26 protein-coding genes are annotated in these 18,989 nt (G+C 64.6%); 8 read left to right on the top strand and 18 right to left on the bottom strand.

Features of this window, described 5'->3' with window-relative positions; translation table 11 throughout:
- The first annotated feature begins 141 nt into the window (after positions 1-141).
- The 3 genes from ACIHA7_RS29960 (at position 142) to ACIHA7_RS29950 (ending at position 4,536) form a co-directional block, all read left to right on the top strand.
- Positions 142-2,376 carry a tetratricopeptide repeat protein gene (locus ACIHA7_RS29960; RefSeq protein ID WP_397294251.1) on the top strand — a complete coding sequence of 745 codons (2,235 nt, stop codon included), beginning with the start codon at positions 142-144 and terminating at the stop codon, positions 2,374-2,376.
- A gap of 60 nt (positions 2,377-2,436) precedes the next feature.
- Entirely contained in the window at positions 2,437-2,880 is a 444-nt protein-coding gene (dtd, locus tag ACIHA7_RS29955; RefSeq protein ID WP_397294559.1) for a D-aminoacyl-tRNA deacylase, read from the top strand.
- A gap of 132 nt (positions 2,881-3,012) precedes the next feature.
- The gene (locus tag ACIHA7_RS29950; RefSeq protein WP_397294250.1) at positions 3,013-4,536 is read left to right on the top strand and encodes a hypothetical protein; all 1,524 of its coding nucleotides are present in this window, start codon (positions 3,013-3,015) and stop codon (positions 4,534-4,536) included.
- Between the two features lie 4 nt (positions 4,537-4,540).
- Here the strand turns inward: ACIHA7_RS29950 and ACIHA7_RS29945 are convergent, their stop codons facing one another.
- On the bottom strand, positions 4,541-4,822 hold the full coding sequence (locus ACIHA7_RS29945) for a PLD nuclease N-terminal domain-containing protein (RefSeq protein ID WP_107654168.1): 282 nt from the start codon (positions 4,820-4,822) through the stop codon (positions 4,541-4,543).
- A gap of 437 nt (positions 4,823-5,259) precedes the next feature.
- On the opposite strand from ACIHA7_RS29945, the gene ACIHA7_RS29940 reads away from it, so the two are divergent.
- Genes ACIHA7_RS29940 through ACIHA7_RS29930 form a run of 3 tightly spaced genes read left to right on the top strand, consistent with a single transcriptional unit; the run spans position 5,260 to position 6,976 of the window.
- Positions 5,260-5,718 (top strand): DNA-directed RNA polymerase subunit beta, encoded by a 459-nt coding sequence (locus ACIHA7_RS29940; protein ID WP_397294249.1) that lies wholly within the window; start codon positions 5,260-5,262, stop codon positions 5,716-5,718.
- Complete coding sequence (locus ACIHA7_RS29935) at positions 5,715-6,143, top strand: DUF4254 domain-containing protein (RefSeq protein WP_107654166.1); 429 nt, start codon at positions 5,715-5,717, stop codon at positions 6,141-6,143. The genes ACIHA7_RS29940 and ACIHA7_RS29935 overlap by 4 nt, the downstream gene beginning before the upstream one ends.
- A gap of 41 nt (positions 6,144-6,184) precedes the next feature.
- The gene (locus tag ACIHA7_RS29930) at positions 6,185-6,976 is read left to right on the top strand and encodes a class I SAM-dependent methyltransferase (protein WP_397294248.1); all 792 of its coding nucleotides are present in this window, start codon (positions 6,185-6,187) and stop codon (positions 6,974-6,976) included.
- 583 nt (positions 6,977-7,559) lie between these two features.
- Here ACIHA7_RS29930 and map read toward each other — a convergent pair.
- The 11 genes from map to ACIHA7_RS29875 all read right to left on the bottom strand — a co-directional run bounded on the left by map (position 7,560) and on the right by ACIHA7_RS29875 (position 13,938).
- On the bottom strand, positions 7,560-8,357 hold the full coding sequence (gene map / locus ACIHA7_RS29925; RefSeq protein WP_397294247.1) for a type I methionyl aminopeptidase: 798 nt from the start codon (positions 8,355-8,357) through the stop codon (positions 7,560-7,562).
- Positions 8,358-8,363: 6 nt separating this feature from the next.
- Entirely contained in the window at positions 8,364-8,909 is a 546-nt protein-coding gene (locus tag ACIHA7_RS29920) for an adenylate kinase (RefSeq protein ID WP_397294246.1), read from the bottom strand.
- Complete coding sequence (gene secY, locus ACIHA7_RS29915; RefSeq protein WP_107654162.1) at positions 8,906-10,228, bottom strand: preprotein translocase subunit SecY; 1,323 nt, start codon at positions 10,226-10,228, stop codon at positions 8,906-8,908. Before secY ends, ACIHA7_RS29920 begins: the two co-directional genes overlap by 4 nt.
- Before the next feature lie 181 nt (positions 10,229-10,409).
- Positions 10,410-10,853, bottom strand: coding sequence for a 50S ribosomal protein L15 (rplO, locus tag ACIHA7_RS29910; RefSeq protein ID WP_107654161.1), 444 nt, complete (start codon positions 10,851-10,853; stop codon positions 10,410-10,412).
- 1 nt (position 10,854) lies between these two features.
- The gene (gene rpmD / locus ACIHA7_RS29905; protein WP_135234810.1) at positions 10,855-11,034 is read right to left on the bottom strand and encodes a 50S ribosomal protein L30; all 180 of its coding nucleotides are present in this window, start codon (positions 11,032-11,034) and stop codon (positions 10,855-10,857) included.
- On the bottom strand, positions 11,034-11,693 hold the full coding sequence (gene rpsE / locus ACIHA7_RS29900) for a 30S ribosomal protein S5 (RefSeq protein WP_107654159.1): 660 nt from the start codon (positions 11,691-11,693) through the stop codon (positions 11,034-11,036). The genes rpmD and rpsE overlap by 1 nt, the downstream gene beginning before the upstream one ends.
- A 28-nt stretch (positions 11,694-11,721) precedes the next feature.
- Positions 11,722-12,129: a 50S ribosomal protein L18 gene (gene rplR / locus ACIHA7_RS29895; protein ID WP_135234809.1), complete on the bottom strand. Its 408-nt coding sequence runs from the start codon at positions 12,127-12,129 to the stop codon at positions 11,722-11,724.
- Between the two features lie 2 nt (positions 12,130-12,131).
- Positions 12,132-12,671, bottom strand: a complete 540-nt coding sequence (gene rplF, locus ACIHA7_RS29890; RefSeq protein WP_397294245.1) for a 50S ribosomal protein L6 — start codon at positions 12,669-12,671, stop codon at positions 12,132-12,134.
- 15 nt (positions 12,672-12,686) lie between these two features.
- Positions 12,687-13,085, bottom strand: a complete 399-nt coding sequence (rpsH, locus tag ACIHA7_RS29885) for a 30S ribosomal protein S8 (RefSeq protein WP_069161946.1) — start codon at positions 13,083-13,085, stop codon at positions 12,687-12,689.
- Positions 13,086-13,366: 281 nt separating this feature from the next.
- Complete coding sequence (locus ACIHA7_RS29880; protein ID WP_397294244.1) at positions 13,367-13,738, bottom strand: type II toxin-antitoxin system death-on-curing family toxin; 372 nt, start codon at positions 13,736-13,738, stop codon at positions 13,367-13,369.
- A complete protein-coding gene (locus ACIHA7_RS29875) occupies positions 13,735-13,938 on the bottom strand; it encodes a CopG family transcriptional regulator (protein WP_397294243.1) in 204 nt (67 codons plus the stop codon). The genes ACIHA7_RS29880 and ACIHA7_RS29875 overlap by 4 nt, the downstream gene beginning before the upstream one ends.
- 552 nt (positions 13,939-14,490) lie before the next feature.
- Here ACIHA7_RS29875 and ACIHA7_RS29870 point away from each other — a divergent pair.
- Positions 14,491-14,679 carry a hypothetical protein gene (locus tag ACIHA7_RS29870; RefSeq protein WP_397294242.1) on the top strand — a complete coding sequence of 63 codons (189 nt, stop codon included), beginning with the start codon at positions 14,491-14,493 and terminating at the stop codon, positions 14,677-14,679.
- 39 nt (positions 14,680-14,718) lie between these two features.
- Here the strand turns inward: ACIHA7_RS29870 and ACIHA7_RS29865 are convergent, their stop codons facing one another.
- Positions 14,719-15,297: a TetR family transcriptional regulator gene (locus tag ACIHA7_RS29865; RefSeq protein WP_397294241.1), complete on the bottom strand. Its 579-nt coding sequence runs from the start codon at positions 15,295-15,297 to the stop codon at positions 14,719-14,721.
- Positions 15,298-15,384: 87 nt separating this feature from the next.
- Between ACIHA7_RS29865 and ACIHA7_RS29860 the strand changes: the two genes are divergently transcribed.
- Entirely contained in the window at positions 15,385-15,786 is a 402-nt protein-coding gene (locus ACIHA7_RS29860; protein ID WP_397294240.1) for a nitroreductase family deazaflavin-dependent oxidoreductase, read from the top strand.
- 108 nt (positions 15,787-15,894) lie between these two features.
- On the opposite strand, the gene ACIHA7_RS29855 is transcribed toward ACIHA7_RS29860, so the two are convergent.
- The 5 genes from ACIHA7_RS29855 to ACIHA7_RS29835 all read right to left on the bottom strand — a co-directional run bounded on the left by ACIHA7_RS29855 (position 15,895) and on the right by ACIHA7_RS29835 (position 18,980).
- Positions 15,895-16,281: a DUF6086 family protein gene (locus tag ACIHA7_RS29855; RefSeq protein WP_397294239.1), complete on the bottom strand. Its 387-nt coding sequence runs from the start codon at positions 16,279-16,281 to the stop codon at positions 15,895-15,897.
- Positions 16,282-16,560: 279 nt separating this feature from the next.
- Positions 16,561-16,905 carry an Imm8 family immunity protein gene (locus tag ACIHA7_RS29850; RefSeq protein WP_397294238.1) on the bottom strand — a complete coding sequence of 115 codons (345 nt, stop codon included), beginning with the start codon at positions 16,903-16,905 and terminating at the stop codon, positions 16,561-16,563.
- A gap of 39 nt (positions 16,906-16,944) precedes the next feature.
- Entirely contained in the window at positions 16,945-17,301 is a 357-nt protein-coding gene (locus tag ACIHA7_RS29845; protein ID WP_397294237.1) for a hypothetical protein, read from the bottom strand.
- A gap of 12 nt (positions 17,302-17,313) precedes the next feature.
- Positions 17,314-18,681, bottom strand: coding sequence for a hypothetical protein (locus ACIHA7_RS29840; protein ID WP_397294236.1), 1,368 nt, complete (start codon positions 18,679-18,681; stop codon positions 17,314-17,316).
- Positions 18,678-18,980, bottom strand: a complete 303-nt coding sequence (locus ACIHA7_RS29835; RefSeq protein WP_397294235.1) for a WXG100 family type VII secretion target — start codon at positions 18,978-18,980, stop codon at positions 18,678-18,680. The genes ACIHA7_RS29840 and ACIHA7_RS29835 overlap by 4 nt, the downstream gene beginning before the upstream one ends.
- Positions 18,981-18,989 lie beyond the last annotated feature (9 nt).

The raw sequence follows: 18,989 nt of genomic DNA, 5'->3' as shown, positions 1-18,989 counted from the left end.
CCGGAGCTGCGGGGCGTGGCGGTGTCGGCCCGATGTTGTCTTCGTGGGTGTTGAGAGGGTCGAATGCCGGAACACTTCAGTGGCTCCGACGATCCTCCCCCGGTCCCCCGCTCGAGCACACTGATTCGCGACCCCACCGAAATGGCGTACCGAGCCACCTTTCCCTGGGCGACCCGACGGGTATCGGCGACCGAGGCGTGGCAGGCCGACGACGATTCGATCGCGTCGGAGGCCGAAGCCCGGTCCAGCCGTAGCGTCCGGTCGCGCAGTGTGCGCCGCCTCAGCGCGGGCTTGGTCGAACTACCTCGGGTGTCGCAGGTCGACCCGGCCACCGCGATGCTGCGCAATCCCGAAGTTCCCGAGGACAAGCGGTTCTGCTGGAAGTGCCAGAAGCCTGTCGGCCGCTCGGCCGCCGGCGGTGCCGGCGCGTCGGCGGGCAAATGTCCCCGCTGCGGCTCCCCGTTCAACTTCCGACCGCTGCTGGCCCGCGGTGATCTGATCGCCGGCCAGTACGAGGTGCAGGGCTGCCTCGCCTACGGCGGGATGGGCTGGATTTTCCTGGCGCTCGATCGCAATGTCAGCGACCGCTGGGTGGTCTTGAAGGGGTTGCAGAACCCGCTCGACTTCGAAGCCCATGTGGTGGCGCTCGCCGAACGTCAATTCCTCGCGGAGATGGCACACCCGGGGATCGTGAAGATCTTCAACTTCGTCAAACACCGGTCCGCGGAGGGTATTCCGTGCGGGTACATCGTGATGGAGTACGTGGGCGGGCAATCGCTGAAGACGATGCTCGATCTGCGTGCGCCGGAACGCATTCCCGTCGCCGAGGCCATCGCCTATGTGATGGAGGTGCTGCCCGCCCTCGATTACCTGCACTCGTTCGGCCTGGCCTACAACGACCTCAAACCCGACAACATCATGGTCACCGAGGACGAGGTGAAACTCATCGACCTCGGCGCGGTGGCGGCCAGGGAATCCGGCGGCAGTCTCTACGGCACGCACGGGTACCAGGCCCCGGAGTTCACCCAGACCGGCCCGACCGTGGCCTCCGACATCCACACGGTCGGACGAACACTGGCCGCGTTGACGCTGGATATGCCCACCGAGCCGCGCGGCCCGAAACTCCCCGGCCTCCCGTCGGCCGACGAAGAACCGGTGCTGCGTCGCTATCCGTCCTTCGAGCGGCTGCTGCGGCGGGCCACCGATCCCGATCCCGCACAACGTTTTCCCTCGGCGTATGCGATGTACCGCCAGCTCGCCGGCGTACTCCGCGCGGTCCTCGCCGAGGACACCAACCGCGAGTATCCGCAGACCTCCGCCGTATTCGGTTCGCCACGTGGCGATTTCGGCATCGACACGCTGATCCGGCAGAACGTCGGCTTCGTCGATGAGGCCCATCGCCTGCCCGTACTCGATACCCAGAGCGTCGTCGCCGCGCTGCCGGTGCCGTTGATCGACAGCGAGGATCCGAGTTCGGAGCTGCTGTCGCCGCTGCTGCACGGCGATCCGCGGCAAGCGCTCGACACGCTGCGCCAGAGCACCGCCGACATGAGCGCGGGAGTTGTCGGCACACCCGAAAGTTTCGACCTGGAAGGCACATTGACCGAGGTGCGCGCGCACCTCGATCTCGGGGAGGTCGAGCAGGCGCGGGAAAGCCTGGCGCGCTTGCGGGCCGACTATCGCACGGACTGGCGGATCGACTGGTACACCGGCATCGCTGAACTATCGTGCGCCGCGTACGAATCGGCGTACGAGCAGTTCGATCGCGTGCACTCCATGGTCCCCGGTGAGATCGCGCCGCTGCTGGCACTCGCCGCGACCGCCGAGCTGCTCCTGCAGACGGAGGACAACTCCGAAGAACCGCAGCGGTGGCACCGGGCGGCGACGGAGCATTACCGCTCCGTCTGGCGGAATACCCGTGGGGTGGCGAGCGCGGCGTTCGGTCTGGTGCGACGGTTGGCCGTCGACGGGGATATCGCCACCGCCGTCGCGACGATGCAGCAGGTGCCGGATTCTTCGCGGCACCACAATGCCGCACGGATGACCGCGTGCCTGCTGCTGGTCACCAGGCCGGTGGACGAGTTGACCCAGGCGGACCTCGATGCGGCGGCGGCGCACCTGCACGCGCTACCGGACGAGCCGCGACTGATGCAGTTGCGGGCGATAGTCCTCGGTGCCGCGCTGGCCTGGCTGAACCGGGGCGGGCGACCGGAAGCGCCGCCCACCACGATCCTCGGCTTCCGCTACACCGAGGCGGGTCTGCGCGGCGGGCTGGAGTCGGTGTTGCGCGCGGTCGCGCGCACGACGCCGAATCGGCTGCATCGCTACGCGCTGATCGACTTGGCCAACGAGGTTCGGCCTCGTTCCCTCTGGTAGCCGAGGCGCACTCCCGACCCGGTGTGTCCACCGCCCTGCCGCACGGCATGATCAATGGCTGTGCGAGTCCTACTGCAACGAGTGAGCTCAGCCCAGGTGAGCGTCGACAACGACATCGTCGGCCGCATCGATCCGGCGGCCTCGGGCATTCCGCACGGGCTCGTCGCCTTGGTCGGCGCCACGCACGGCGACACCGAGGCGACCGCGAAGACACTCGCCGACAAGGTATGGCGGCTGCGGATTCTCGACGGGGAACGCTCCGCCGCCGATCTGGCCGCACCGATTCTGGTGGTGAGCCAGTTCACGCTCTACGCCGATACCGCGAAGGGCCGCAGGCCGTCCTGGAACGCGGCCGCGCCGGGTTCCGTCGCCGAACCCCTCGTCGAGGCATTCGCGCGCGCACTGCGCGAACTCGGCGCGACGGTCGCCACCGGTCGATTCGGCGCGCACATGCATGTCGAGCTGGTCAACGACGGTCCGGTCACCCTGCTGCTGGAAGGTTGATCGACACCACCGGTCCGAAGCACACCCCGCCCACATCACCCGAGGAAGATCCTCGTGCGCCGAGCCGGTAACCGTGACAGACTCGTGCGCAGAAGGTGCGGGTGGCTCGACGCCGCCGGTTAGCGGAGGATCATGCTGGAAACGAGGGACGCGATGGATCTGGACGCGCTGGAGCGTCGGGTCGCCGCGGATCGGTATGCGGCGCTTGATCGTTCGGTCGAGGCGGATCTGCGACTTGCCACCTCGCTCGCCGATCTGGCGAAGGGCTTCATCGCCACCAAGACCGATGGGTCGGCACGGGATCGGACCAGGGACGCGCTGGCGCCCGCCGAAGAGGCGGTCGGTATCCGGCTGCGTTTGCTGTCCACCGGCCAGGTGCTGAACGCGCGCCTGGCGGGCGAGCTGAACGAGGCCTTGCGGTCGGTCGAGCTCGCGGCTCGGCACAGCGGTCGCCGGGAGCTTGCGACCACCACCATCCGGCGCGCGTGCGACGCCTACCGGCAAGTGGCACGCATCCACCCGGAGGTGGCGGGGCTGTGCGCCGACGGGCTGTCGAAGTGTGGTGTGTGGCTCGGGCGCCTCGATCAGGACGCCGCCGTCGCGGCCACCGAGGAGGCGGCCCGGATTCGCGCCGCGCTGGCCGCGGCGAATCCGGAGCTCTCGGGTAAGTACCTGGCCAGCCTGAGCACGCTGCTGCGCACCCTTATGGTGGGCCGTTCCCGCAAACAGGCCCTCTCGATGTATCGCGAACGGTATTCCGCGTTCACCTCGACGAGCATGTCGATCCGGCTGCGCGCGTGCGGGATTCAAGATCTCGACCTCACCCCGAAGTCGTACAAGGCGCTCGCGGAGCTCGGCTGCCGCACGCTGGAGCAGGCCGGACGGCTGACCCAGCAGCAGATCCTGTTCAAATCCTCAGGCGATCTGTCGACCGTCGAGGAGCTCAACTGGAAGCTGGCGCTCGTCGGTCTGCGCCCGTTGCTGCCCGGTGCGGAGCCCGATCCGCCGTCGATGCCGGTCCAGATCGGCACCAGTTTCGGCGCGCTGAGCGTGTACTGCCCGGTGCCGGACGCGATCGCGCAGATCCGCGCGGCGATCATCGGCGCGTACGCGACCGACGACGCCTATCCGCTCGATCGAGCCAGTTACCTCGGTGAGCAGGAACAACATTGGAAGATCGGCGACGCGGAGGTCAACACCGCGGAGCAGCTCGGCGACGATGTGGTGCTGATCGATCAGCCCTACGGCGGCTGGGTAACGGTGATGAGTCTGAATTGGGAGCTCACGCCGGTCGGAAAGCATCCGCTCGCGATGCGACTGTCCCAGGACTGGCCGGTGGCCGCGATCACGGTGACCGAGCATATCGCCTACGAGCTGTGCTGGTACGAACACGGCGCGGCCACCCAGTACGCCGCGCTCGGTCGTCCGGCCGGGCAGGCGCCGCTGGATAAACCGTTGGCGCCGTTGGACTTCAAGATGCTGGCCGATCTGAACGCCGACCGCGCCAACGAGACGAAACTGCGTGCGGCGTTCGGCAATACCCAGATGTTCGCCAACCTGACCTATCTTCCGTCGAGCGGCCTTCGGCAGATCAGCGCGACCACCCCGCTCGCCGAGCACGGTGATCGCGTGTTGTTCTTCCGTACGACGCCGTGAGGTGTCAGAGGGCGGTGTTCGGCCGCATCGGCTGAATGGTCGAGTTACGGCCCCAGATGAACCACACCACCGGGCCGAGGAACGGGAAGGCGAGCATGAGCAGCACCCAGATCGCCTTGCCGGCCGCTTCGTAGTTGCTGGACCGTAGCGCGCTCACCACGCCTGCGATGAACAAGACGAGGGCGCCGAGCGCGACGGCGACGGCGAAAACGCCGAGGGCGATCGAGCCTGCCGTTTCGGCGGTACTGGCCAGGGCCGGGGCGGAAGCGAGAGCAATCGTTGTCATACCGATCAGCGTAGGGACGGGCCCGTCGCAGCACATCGGTGAGAAACCCTGAGTTTGCTGCCGCCGGCACGGTCGGCGGCGTACTCCTCGAGGATGATTCGGAGTACGACGTCGGAGTGGTGTGCGCGCGTTGTCGGCCTCCGGTCGCCTGAAAATCAAGTATTAAAGTACCCCGGGTTCGCAATATTGCGCCGCGCGACTGACGCCGGGAATCGCGTGGCGACGTGCAGCGGTGCGGATCTGCACGTCAGCTGGGCGGACGGCGCGAAACTCCCAGGCAAACTTCTCGAGAACTAATTGAACGGAACGTTCATGCGCCGACATGGAGTGCTCTACTGAGATCACGCCCGAACGGTGTTGTAGGTCACCCTCAGTGTCCATAACGCACCAGCTCGGGCGGCTTCACCAGACACACGATGCTAGTCGAGGCTCTTCTCATGGACCAACTGGCGTTGGCGGAAACCCCAGCCGCCCGATGCGCCTATTACCGACACACCTGCGACCTTCCCGCCGGATTCCTTCCGGAGATCGGCCGGATCATCGTCCGCGCCGGATTCGTCGGCGCGATAACCATGCCCGCCGCGCTCGGTCAGCAGGTCCACGACGATTTGATACATCATCGAAATCCATTGGGCCCCGTCATCTCTCATGTGCGCTCCAAGCGCTGGACATTCCTGGTCCGGCCCGATCTGCCCGACGACGTCCGGCTGTTCGCGGAACTGTTCCGGCTCAACGTCTCGATCGTGCCGATCGGCGGCGAGATCGCGCTGCCCTCGCCCGCCGATGTGCACGCCGGGTATCGGGAATGGATTGTGGCGCCGGAGAACGGCTTTCGCCCCTCCGGTACCTCGATCGTGGACACCGTACGCTCGTGCCGGAACACAGGTCTGCGATGACGACGGGCCAACTCCCCGCCAAACATCAAGTGCTGCAGGCGTGCCGGGGTGAGCACCCGGAGAACAACCCACTGCTGCGGTGTGCGCACGAACTAACCACGCTGCACGAGCGCAGGCTGGGCGCGGGCCGTGAGGTCACCGACGAAATCGACGCGCTGCGAGCGAGTTTGGTGCGCGACATCGACCGCTGGATCACCGTCCAGCTGCCACCCGCGCACGGTGCCGCGCATGTGCACACCGAGACGGTCGGTGCCGTGATCGACCGGCTCGCCCAGTTCACCGCCAACGCCTACGCCGCGCTGGCGAGTGCCTCCGAGTGGGACCTGTGGGACGCCTGGCAGCGGCTCGCGGAACTGGCCGTCGGCTACGACGACCTCGCCGCCGAAGTATCCGCGGGCGTGCGCCGGTTACCAGGCGCGTCGTAAATCTCGCACGCGCCGCGGCGGCCCGGACTTAGGGTGGGCGCATGGGGAATACGACTGATCGAGATGCGAGCAAGCGTGCCCTGCATGCCCGGCGGGCCGCCTCCTTCGGCGCCCACGCCATGGACTACGCCGAACACCGGCCGGACTACCCCCTTGCGGCCATCCGGTGGGCCTTGGAGCCGGTGCCGACCGTGCCCGCGCCCCTGGTGCTCGACCTCGGGGCAGGCACCGGCAAGCTCACCGAGGGGCTGCGCGCCATCGGCGCCTCGGTGATCGCGGTCGAACCCGACGACGGCATGCGCGTCGAGCTGATGCGGCGGATGCCAGGGGTGCGTGCGCTGGAGGGGTCGGCGGAGGAGATTCCGCTCGCGGACGGCTCGGTGGACGCGATCGTCGCGGGGCAGGCCTTTCACTGGTTCGATCAGAAGCGTGCGTTTCCGGAGTTCGCCAGGGTGCTGCGCAAGGGCGGCACCTTCGCGGCGCTGTGGAACACCGACGACCTGCGCGTGGATTGGGTCGCCGAACTGGGGCGGGTCGCTCGCTCGGATGCCTCCGCGCCGCCGCCGGAACTCGGTGACGCACAGCTGCCCCAGCACTCGCTGTTCGAGATCTTCGAACGCGCCGAATTTCCGCACACGCAGCGACGGACCGCGGAGTCGCTGGCCGCGACCATCGGCACGCACTCGCACACCCTGGTGGTGTCACCGCAGCAACGCGCCGAAGTGTTGCGCCGTGTCACCGAATACCTGCACAGCAGGCCGGAGACGGCGGAGGGCGAATTCGACCTTCCCCTAGTCACTTTGGTACTGCGCTCGAATCTTCGAGACCACTGAGCGACTTCGACTGATCTTTCGGCTGCCGGTGTTGCCGCCCGTCAACTACCTGCCGCAAGGGAATTCGCACACCACGCACACTTTTCCGATGCGCCCGCCCGTCGTGCTGCGGGTGATCATGGCTCGAACCGCGTGGTGCGCCAACCACATTCGAGTAGTTGTCTACTCACGCGTCCGCACCCCACCCCGACATACGCTTTCAGCAGAGTTCAGGTACCGGAGAAAGTCAGAGTTCAGGTACCGGGAGATCAGGCACCAATGTCGACCTGATCCGACCACCGAGCAACGCCGCTCGGCACAACGTCACGGTCGAGCGCAGCAGGCGCAAGGAACGACGACACCGATCCAGCGACGCAGCTGGGTATCGTCCACGATTCGGTAGCGGCAGCAATGTGCCGCAGGCGAATCACGAGGCGAGATCGTCCGGCGGGGGCCGCCACCCCGGTCGGCGTCGGTGCGCATCGACTCCTCGCCGCGCGTATCACCGACCGCCAGTGTCTGGCGTAACCGTTGCGCCGCCCGACCTTCCGCGTGGAGGGGCAGGAGTCGAGCGGCGCCTATAGTCGGCGCGTCCGCCGTCTGCCTACTCCGGGCGGAGGGTGAGGATGCGCGGGCCGTTCTCGGTGACGGCGACGGTGTGTTCCCAGTGGGCGGCGCGGGTGCCGTCGACGGTGACCACGGTCCAGTCGTCGTCGAGCACCTGGGTCTGTGTGGTGCCCAGGGTGAGCATCGGCTCGATCGCGAGAACCGAGCCGACCACGAGTTTCGGTCCCTTGCCCGGGTCGCCCTCGTTGGCCAGGAACGGGTCGAGGTGCATTTCGCGGCCGATGGCGTGCCCGCCGTACCCGTCGACGATGCCGTAGGCGCGGCCGTGCTGCTGCTCGGCGGCGCGGGTGCCGAGTTCGATGGCATGGGACACGTCGGAGAGCCGGTTGCCGGGCAGCATCGCCTCGATGCCGGCCTCCATGGACAGCTTGGTCGCTTCGCTCAGCAGCCGGTCGGCTTCGATGATGTTGCCGACGCCGAACGTCCACGCCGAATCACCGTGCCAACCGTCGAGAATGGCGCCGCAGTCGATGGAGACCAGGTCGCCCTCGGTCAGGATTTCTTCCGCGGTCGGAATCCCGTGCACCACACGGTCGTTCACCGACGCGCAGATCGAACCGGGGAAGCCGTGGTAGCCCTTGAACGACGGCACCGCACCCGCGTCGCGGATGAGCTGCTCGGCGACCTCGTCGAGTTCGAGGGTGGACACCCCCGGCTTGGCGGCCGCGCGCACGGCGACCAAGGCGCGGCCGACGATCGCGCCCGCCGCGGCCATGGCGTCGAGCTCGCCCGCGGTGCGGAACGGCACGACCTTCTTCTTACGGTTGAAGACCATTCGGCCTCAGTGTCCCAGCGCCCGCAGTGCGCGCGCGTTGACCTCGTCGACCTCGCCGACGCCGTCCACCGAGACGACCAGCCCGTCGTAGTGCTGCAGCAACGGCTCGGTCTCCTCGCGGTACACCCGGAGCCGGTTGCGGATCACGTCTTCGTTGTCGTCGGCGCGGCCACGGGCGAGCATCCGCTCGACGACGGTGTCCTCGGCCACGACGAAGCAGAGCACCGCGTCGAGCTTGGTGTCGATGTCCTTGAGGATCTTCTCCAGCGCGTCGGCCTGGTCGACCGTGCGCGGGTAGCCGTCCAGGACAAAGCCGTTCGCGGCGTCGGGCTCGTTGACCCTGGCCTCGACCATGCGGTTGGTGATGTCGCTCGGCACCAGATCGCCTGCGTCCATGTACTTCTGTGCTTCACGGCCGAGCAGCGTCTGCTGGCTGATGTTCGCGCGGAACAGATCCCCGGTGGAGATGTGCGGGACGCCCAGTTTTTCCGACAGGAGGACGGCCTGGGTGCCCTTGCCGGCACCCGGCGGACCGAGCAGTACAACTCTCACTTGAGGAACCCTTCGTAATTTCGATTCATCAGCTGACTCTCGATCTGCTTCACCGTGTCCAGGCCGACGCTCACCATGATCAGCACCGCGGTGCCGCCGAAGGGGAGGTTCTGGGTATTACCGGAGGCACCGATGTCGAGGAACAGATTCGGCAGGACAGCAACGAGACCGAGGTAGATCGAGCCGGGGAGGGTGATGCGACTCAGCACATGATTGAGGTAATCCGCGGTGGGCTTGCCGGGGCGGTACCCCGGGATGAAGCCACCGAACTTCTTCATCTCGTCCGCGCGTTCCTCCGGGTTGAAGGTGATCGCGACGTAGAAGTAGGTGAAGAACACGATCAGACCGAAGTAGATCGCGATGTAGACCGGGTTGCCCGGGTTCACCAGGTATTTGGCGATGATCTCCTGCCACCAGCTCGGGTCCGGGTTGTTCTGCGAGGACGTGAGCTGGGAGACCAGGTTGGGCAGGTACAGCAGGGAGGACGCGAAGATCACCGGGATGACACCGGCCTGGTTGACCTTCAGCGGCAGGTAGGTCGAGGAGCCGCCGTACATCTTCCGGCCGACCACGCGCTTGGCGTACTGCACCGGAATGCGCCGCTGGCCCTGCTCGACGAAGATGACCGCGGTGACGATCGCCAGCGCGGCGACACACACCAGCCCGAAGACCAGCCCGCCGCGGCTGTCCAGGATGGACTTGCCCTCGGTCGGGATGCGGGCGGCGATACCGGCGAAGATCAGCAGCGACATGCCGTTACCGACACCGCGCTCGGTGATCTGCTCGCCGAACCACATGACCAGCGCGGCACCCGCGGTCATCACCAGCACGATGATGATCATGGCGAAGATGCCGTTGTTGGAGATGATCTCCTTGTCGCAGCCCTGCAGCAGCTGACCACGGGAGGCGAGCGCGACGAGGCCGGTGGCCTGCAGGACCGCGAGCGCGATCGACAGGTACCGGGTGTACTGCGTCATCTTGGTCTGGCCGGACTGGCCTTCCTTGCGCAGTTCCTCGAACCGCGGGATGACGACGGTCAGCAGCTGGATGATGATGCTCGCGGTGATGTACGGCATGATGCCGATCGCGAACACCGACAGCTGCAGCAGCGCGCCACCGGAGAACAGGTTGATCAGCTGGTAGATACCGGCGTCTTCACCGCCGGACACCTGCTTGACGCAAGCCTGCACGTTCTTGTAGTCGACGCCGGGGGACGGCAGCGCGGCACCCAGACGGTACAGCGCGATCAACCCCAGCGTGAAGAGAATCTTCCGCCGTAAGTCCGGAGTCCGGAAGGCCGATACGAAGGCGGAAAGCACAGATCCTCCTGGCGAACGACATGGTCAGGACATGGAAATTTCAAGCAAACCGCAGATCCGACGATTCGGCATCTGGGGACGCTGAAAACCATGACGAGGCTTGGCAGACAACAACTTGAACTCTAACAGTGGCACCGGACGAGCTTTCACTCGTCCGGTGCCATTGATTGTCAGAGTACCGTCAGCCCAGCTCGGTGACGGAGCCACCGGCCGCGGTGATCTTTTCCTTGGCAGCGCCGGTGACCTTGTCGACGGTCACCTGGACCGCGACGCCGATCTCGCCGTCGCCGAGGACCTTCACCAGCTGGTTCTTGCGAACCGCGCCGGCGGCCACGAGCTCGGCCTTGCCGACCTCGCCGCCCTCGGGGAACAGCTTGGCGATGGCGCCGACGTTCACGACCTGGTATTCCGTGCGGAACCGGTTCGTGAAGCCCTTGAGCTTGGGCAGCCGCATGTGCAGCGGCATCTGCCCACCCTCGAAGGCGGCCGGGACATTCTTGCGTGCCTTGGTGCCCTTGGTACCACGGCCCGCGGTCTTACCCTTGGAACCCTCACCACGGCCGACCCGAGTCTTCTCGGTCTTGGCACCGGGCGCGGGGCGCAGGTGATGCAACTTGATGGTCATGTCAGACCTCCTCAACTGTCACGAGGTGGCGCACGACGTTGATCAGGCCACGGTTCTGCGGGTTGTCCTCGCGAACCACGGTCTGCCGGATCTTGCGCAGGCCGAGCGTGCGCAAGCTCTCACGCTGGTTCTGCTTGGCGCCGATCGTGCTCTTGATCTGGGTTACCTTGAGATCCGCCATTACCTGGCACCTCCCGCAGCCTGGGCGCGCGCACGCAGCATGCCCGCAGGGGCAACGTCCTCGAGCGGCAGGCCACGGCGCGCCGCGACCTCTTCCGGACGCTGCAGCATCTTGAGCGCCGCAACGGTCGCGTGCACGACGTTGATGGCGTTGTCGCTACCGAGCGACTTCGCCAGAATGTCATGGATACCAGCGCATTCCAGCACGGCACGCGCCGCGCCACCGGCGATCACACCGGTACCGGGCGAGGCCGGACGCAGCATGACGACACCGGCCGCCGCCTCACCCTGCACCGGGTGGACGATGGTGCTGCCGATCATCGGGACGCGGAAGAAGCTCTTGCGAGCCTCCTCGACACCCTTCTGGATGGCCGCCGGAACTTCCTTGGCCTTGCCGTAGCCGACGCCGACCAGACCGTTGCCGTCACCGACGATCACGAGGGCGGTGAAGCTGAAGCGACGACCACCCTTCACGACCTTGGAGACGCGGTTGATCGCGACTACGCGCTCGAGCTGGTTCTTCTCGGCCTGCTGGTCGCGGCGGTCGTTGCCACCGCGGCGGTCGCGGCCGCCACCACGCTGGTTGTCGCCGCCACCTGCGGCACCATTCTGCTGTCCGGCGGGTCCGTTGCCGCCGTCACGCCGTTGACGTCCCGGCATCAGACGTTCCTTCCGTTGGTCTTGATCATCAGAACTTCAACCCACCTTCGCGAGCAGCGTCGGCGAGCGCCGCGATGCGGCCGTGGTAGTCGTGACCACCACGGTCGAACACGACGGCCTCGACACCGGCGGCCTTGGCACGCGCGGCCAGCAGTTCGCCGACCTTCTTGCTCTTGGCCGACTTGTCGCCGTCCAGCGCACGCACGTCGGCCTCGATCGAGGACGCGGCGGCGATGGTCTTGCCGATCGAATCGTCGACCAGCTGCGCGTGCAGGTGCCGCGAGGAGCGGTTGACCACCAGGCGCGGACGCTCGGTGGTGCCTTCGACCTTCTTGCGCAGACGGAAGTGACGGCGGGTCTTCGACAGACGACGCGTCGTGGACACGTCCTTGCCGCGCGGCTTGCGCTTGGCGATCTGGTTTTCGGTTTGCGCCATGATCACTTACCCGTCTTTCCGACCTTGCGGCGAACGACCTCGCCGGCGTAGCGGATGCCCTTGCCCTTGTACGGGTCGGGCTTGCGCAGTCCGTGGATCACAGCGGAGATCTGACCGACCGCCTGCTTGTCGATACCGGACACGGAGAACTTGGTGGGCGACTCCACCGCGAAGGTGATGCCCGCGGGCGCCTCGATCGGCACCGGGTGGCTGTAGCCCAGAGCGAACTCCAGGTTCGAGCCCTTGGCCTGCACGCGGTAACCGACGCCGAAGATTTCCATCTTCTTCTCGTAGCCCTTGGTCACGCCTTCGACCATGTTGGCGATGAGTGTGCGGGTCAGGCCGTGCAGCGAGCGGTTCTGGCGCTCGTCGTTCGGGCGGAGGACCTCGAGCTGGCCGTCCTCACCCTTGGAGATGGTGATCGGCTCGGCAACGGTGTGCGACAGGGTGCCCTTGGGACCCTTCACCGACACGTGCTGGCCGTCGATGGTGATCTCGACACCGGCCGGAATTGCGATGGGCTTCTTGCCAATACGCGACATTTGTCCTACCTCCCCTTACCAGACGTAGGCGAGGACTTCCCCGCCTACACCTTGCTTGGCCGCCTGGCGATCGGTGAGCAGACCGGTCGACGTGGAGATGATCGCCACGCCGAGGCCGCCCAGGACCTTGGGCAGGTTGGTGGACTTCGCGTACACACGCAGACCCGGCTTCGAGACGCGACGCAGGCCCTGCAGGCTGCGCTCACGGCTCGGGCCGTACTTGAGGTCGACAACGAGGGCCTTGCCCACGGTCGCGTCCTCGGTCCGGTAATCGGCGATGTAGCCCTCGCGCTTGAGGATCTCGGCGATGTTCGCCTTGAGCTTCGAGTGCGGAGCCTTCACCTGATCGTGGTACGCCGAGTTGGCGTTGCGCAGACGAGTCAAGAAGTCCGCGATCGGATCAGTCATGGTCATGGTTAGACCTCGACACCTTTCTCGCTACGGTTCCCATGCAACACCGGCGCGTACAAGACATGCCGATCGTGGGCCTACAGCAATTGGGCTGGTCCGGCCGACGCTTGCCGACCGGATGAGTTCTCTGAACGAGTTCTCGGTGCCAGGGCGGGCCGCAGGTCGGTGCAGTGCACCAAGACATGCAGGCACAGTTGTGCCCAGGCAACCGGTCTAGTGTAGACAACGCCCAGCTGAGACCCAAATCCGGGTGGATCTGCACGGCCCGACAGGTGCCACCACCCCTACTTCAAAGCGCGCAGTCGCGCGCTGATGTCTTCGACATCCTCGATCGAGCCTTTTGCGACTTCCACGACCAACGCTTCCGCACCGTCGACATCCAGGGGCAACGTCACCCCGTTCAAGCCCAGGAACACGACTGCCGCGATCCATGCCGTCCGCTTGTTGCCATCGACCAACGGGTGATTGATCGTCAGCGACTGCAGCAACGCGGAAGCCTTGTCGAACAAATCGATGTACGCCTCTTGTCCGAACATTCCCGAAGACGGCCGATGAACGGCAGAATCGAGCAGGCCGATATCCCGCACCCGAACCGGTCCGCCGAACGCGACCTCCGCGATGTGCAGTACATCCTCCAGATCGAGGTACTCGGTCACTTGAGCCGCTCCATGAGTTCAGCCCACCGGGTCACCTCGCTCGCGGCTAGCGTCCGGACTCGATCCCGGTGTGCGTGCCGGGCCAGATACTCCTGCACCGCCTTGTTGATCAGCGCGTTCATACTCACTCCCTCGGCAGCAGCCTGGTCACGGAGCGAGTTGTTCGTCTCGTCGTCGGTGCGATAGTTGATCGTCGTCATATCACCACCCTACCCTGAAATGGCCCCATTTTGGCCCCATGGATACGGTCCGGCCCATGGTCGAGCCGAGGCGCCATTTCAAGTACTGCCGATATTCCGGCTCGGGCCCGAGTGCTCAACTGTCCCACTGCGTCTCGGATGCATCGGTCGCATGGGTTCGTTGCACAGCACGTCGGCCACAGCCGCGAGGAAACGGACCGAGGTGACCGCATGGCCCTTCTCCCCAGCCTCGGCGATTAGTCGACGGCGGGCACCTTGCGCCAGGCGCGCACCGACCCGCTGGCAACTATGCAGCTCATTGAACGCAACAAGATCGCTACGCACCTATAAGCGGGGATCCTGCTGGAGTCCAGAACTATAGGCATGCGATCCAGCAACCTCCACAGGACATCTCAGCGAACGTCACGTGACCTCTATTGCGCAGGACTAGAGCTGCGCACACTAAGTGGGTACTCCCGACTGGCGTAACACTTCGAACGCAGGTCACGGTGTACCGACCGGAAGATCTGAAACATCGTTGAGGAGGAACCGCGGGTGAACGTCATGGTCGAAATGACTGCCCTGACTCTGAACCGCCCCACCGCCGAGGCCGGCCACATCGAACGCGCCGCCTGGTACGAGGCGAAAGCCAATCTGCACACCTACCTCGCCGGGCAAGGTGGCTCCGACGCTGCGCGGGAAACCGCCCTGGCGGTCAGCGCGCACCAGCGCTCGCTGGAACTGCTCGGCCAGCAGAACTGAGTTATCGACACCCTGTAGGCGCAAGTCGCCCATGCGGAGTCAGACGTCCAGATGCGTCTTGATGCCCGGGGCGACTCGCGCGATCAACGCATCCAGGCTTTCCGAGGCGATGGGCTCTACCCGCAGGATGTACCGGAGATAGGCGATGCCGAGGAGTTGCGCCATCGCGAGGTCGATCCGCAACTCCGCATCCGGACCGGATAGTGCCGCTGCCATCTGCGCGTACACCTGTCCCTGAATGAATTGCCGGACCAGATCGGCGGACTCTTCGTGCGTGGCGGCGCCGCGCAGGATCGCCGACAGCGGGGCGCGGGTTTCCGGACGGTCCCAGGCTTCGAAGAACACCCGCGTCAGCCGCTCCCCCATCCCGCGCCGGTCGCCGCCGGTGATCCGTGCCGCGAGGTCCGCAGGCTCGAACGGCCATCCCATGGTCGCGCGGAACAGGTCCGCTTTACTGCCGAAATAGTGCCTGATCAGCGCCGGATCAACGCCGGCTTGCGCAGCGATCTCGCGCACCGTCGTCTTGTCGTAGCCGGCCTCGGCGAATCGGCGCCGCGCCGTCGCCAACAGGACTTCCCTGGTGTCGGCTTTCCCGGGCCGTCGTCCAATCGGAGGCATGGTGCCAGAAACTCTACAAGCGTTGATTTCCTACTGCGCGCAGCGATACCCTCAGAGCAGTAATTCCACAACTGAGGAGTTCCTGGAATGCCTGCTCCACGCTGGATCGCCCGCGCAAACCGGGTCGGCCTCAACCGGATCACCAGGTTCATCGCCCCCTGGGCGCCCGGCTGGGCCGTGGTGATACATCGTGGCCGCAAATCCGGCCAGACCTTCCGCACACCGCTGTGGGCCTTCCGGCGCGACAACCGATACGTGATCGCGCTGACCTACGGCCCCGAATCCGATTGGGTGCGAAACGTTCTCGCCGCCGGAGAATGCCGACTCGAATCCAGACGGCACTGCTACGAGGTAGCCAACCCCCGCGTGTACCGCGACGAAACCGCCACCGACATGCCGCCGTTCATCCGCTTCATGCTCCGCCGAGTGATCAAGGCGCCCCACTTTCTCAGCGTCGATGTTCGTCGCGAAGTGGAAACGGTGCGCTGAACTCCCAGAGGCGACCGGCCCGCACCTCGGTCATCAACCGGTGCGGTACGCCGTACTAGCGGGCCACCTCGGCAAGGTTGCGCAGCGCATCGAAGAACTGCCCGATTCTCATCGAGCCATAGATAGTTTCAGTGCTCTATCGCGAAACTCACGCTCTTGCCCACTGCGCGGGTGAATCTCTCGGCCACCACGTTCCGCGAGCACGATCGATGGTGCCAGGACACCTTCGATCAGCATTTTCAGTACCGAATGCCCAGTGCTGAAATACGTTTCATACATCAGCTTCACGAGCCGTTCGAAGGCATCGATCTCAATGTCCCACATGTCAGAAGATGACGCCCTCAACCCAGTGGGCGCGCCCAGAACCGATCCGACATCATGCAGCATTCGGACATACAGGTTGCCCACTCGTAGGGACGGACTCCGAATTGTCTCATCATCTATACTAAAAACGTAGCTCAATGCACTTCTCGACCTCTCCAGGACTTCAACCATATACCGTAGCCGACAGGGCGTGAATTCAGTCGTTCTCAGGAATTCTGAACTCCGGATCTGCACTACTGCGAATCCGCACTCTCCCCCAGTCACCCACCACCGTATATACCCCGTCAGAACTGGTCAATGAATCCATATTTCCGAGATCCTCGGTCCCGGTTGCATCGTTGTATTTCTGGAGCGAGCGATCGACCCAGTCTGCATAATTTCGAGTCACTGCAATCCCGATCAGTAATGGCTGACCAGCTTCCGAAACTCACACCCCTGTTGGCCGAGTAGTTACGGACAATAATCGTGGAACTCCCACTTGGCGAATTGACCGATCTGCAACGCCAACTCCCGCCACGTTGGCTGTTCAATGTTCCTCAGAAAGTCTTCTACATAGCGCTCGAGTAGTGCTGGATCAATTCGCTCGAGCACCAACAGGTAGCGGCTTGAATCCGGATCGCTCGGATCTACGACCATATCCTGCGCCCCTGGTGTGCACATCATGAGATCGAAAGATTCTTCACCGGGACCGTCCACTGGCCCGATCATCAGCTGCACGAACAGCGAGTCGGTTGGCACCGGCCCCTTGTCCAGATCCACATCCGGACTATGGATGCGTTTCAGTTCAGCCTTCATGGCGTATCCGTTGATCGCTCTGAGGTTTCTCGCAGCCGCTCAAATCTCGCCAAGCTTTCGCTTCAAATCGAAAACCAGCAGACCTGAATAGCCGCCTAAATTTGCCAATGCCTGAAAGAGGGAGCGCGCTGCGGCTTCTTCTCGACTCTTGTCAGAGTCCAGATCACGGACTGTGACCAGGATGGGGAATCTCGAAAACTCTATACCATAATCATCCTCGTAAGCATGCGAAGGCTCAACTTCGATAACCGTCGAGTCGGTCGCGGCGCGATATAGTTGCGCGGTATTCGGTAGCTGCTCGGAGGCAAGTTTTACCCCGAAGGCCTCGCCGACGTCTTCGACCACCTCATCGAACGGTTTCGCGGTCCTCAGAAATATTTCATGGTAGGCACTCAAGGGAATTCCTTCCTACGGCCAATTGATCTGCCAGCCGTCTCCAACAATTCGAATACCTTTCATCTTGTCAGGGCTGGCACCCAAGAATCTGTTCAACCCACGCTGAGCTTCTTCCTGTGAAATCCCACTTGCTCGCGCGTCAATGATAGCGTGCTCAGCTTGTCCGCTTGCACTGTTCAGGGCATTTTTGACGGTTGCATTCGACGCACCCTCGTCCAGCGACTTGAATTCTGTGGGCACCCCGTCGACAGTAGAATCAGGAGTGCGGTCGACACCCTCCTTGACGGACTTTACATCCTTTCCTTCATCTGCCAACAGATCAGCAATTTTTCGTTCGCCCGGAGAGAATGCCTTCTCCGTTTCATCGATCTTGCCGCGGGTTTTCGGAAGCTTTCCGGAGTCATCAGCCTTCTGTCTCAACCGGTCGCGTAAATCCTTGACGGCCTGCTTGCCCTTTGCGAGAGCGGCCTTCGCATCGTCGGCAAGTCCCTTGAGCTGCAGGGCCTTCCGCGCCCGCCAAGCGGTGACGGTTGCTTTGATCTTCGCGGCCCAGCGACGTGCCGACTCCACCGCCTTGGCGCCGGCAATCACACCGCCGACACCGGTCAGGCAGGTGGCGATGACGGTGACCGCCACGTTGATCGCGGCCTCGGCGATGATGGCTTCGATGAAGCCTTTGACTTCGTTGCGTAGCTCTTCGATCGATTGCTTGTAGTCGAGGCAGGTCTTGCTGATCTGCTTGCAGGTGTCGAGTAGGGCGCCGATGGAGGTTTCCAGGGTTTTCAGGTCTTCCCGGACCTGCACCGCATCCTTGGAGGTCACTCCGTCGAAGAGGCTGGCAGAGATGGTTATTTTGTCTTTGGCGTTGGTGTTTTGGTAGATCGTGCCGAGCCGGTCCCAGGCGTCGGCTGCTTTGGCGAGGGTGTCGGTGTTGCCGTCCGGGAGGGGGCAGTTGATGGCGTCGAGTACTTCGATGGAGGTTTTCGCCAGGCCCTGGGGGGTGCCGCCGGCGGCTGATGCGGGGAGGGCGTAGGGGCCGAAGGTCACTGTCGATGCTGCGTCGGCGGGGCGGTCGGGCTGTGCCGTACCTTTCAGCGCCGCATCGGATTTGGCGTGTTCGAAACCGAGGTCGTTGAGGGCGGTGCCGTAGGCGCGCAGGGTCGAGAAGGTTTGGTCGAAGAACGATACGGTTTCGCGGGCGGACTCGTCGTAGGAGGTGGCCCAGGCGCGGCCGTCTTCGTCTCGGCCCGCCATGTGCCCGCAGCTGTTCAGTTCGGCGAAAACGTATTTGAAGCTGTCGTTGAGGGCGGCTGCGGCGTCGAAGCAGTTGGTGGCGGCCTGATAGTAGACCTTGGGATCTACTTCTAGTTTCTCGCTCATATGCCGAGAATCCGAAGGGTTTGGGAGGCGGCGTTGGTGTAGCTTTCGTGCGCTTTCTTCAGGGCCTCTTCCAGGGTCGCGAGCCCGTCTTGCATGTCGGTGACGCCTGCGGCCCACTCGGTATGTGCCTCGCTATAGGCCACCGCCGCGGCGCCGACCCACACGCCCTCGACTTCCTTGGCTTTCGCCTCGAGCTCGGCCAGCCGATCGGCGACGGCCGCCTTGTATGCGCGCATGCGAGCGGCCAGCTCCTCGAGTTTGGCGAGGTCGACCGAGAATGCTGGTGTCTCACCGGTCATGCGGGGCAC

This window comes from Nocardia sp. NPDC052316 (assembly GCF_044547795.1).
Classification (GTDB): Bacteria; Actinomycetota; Actinomycetes; order Mycobacteriales; family Mycobacteriaceae; genus Nocardia.
Note: the sequence above shows the minus strand (reverse complement) of the source record. Positions and strands in the feature narration are given on the sequence as shown.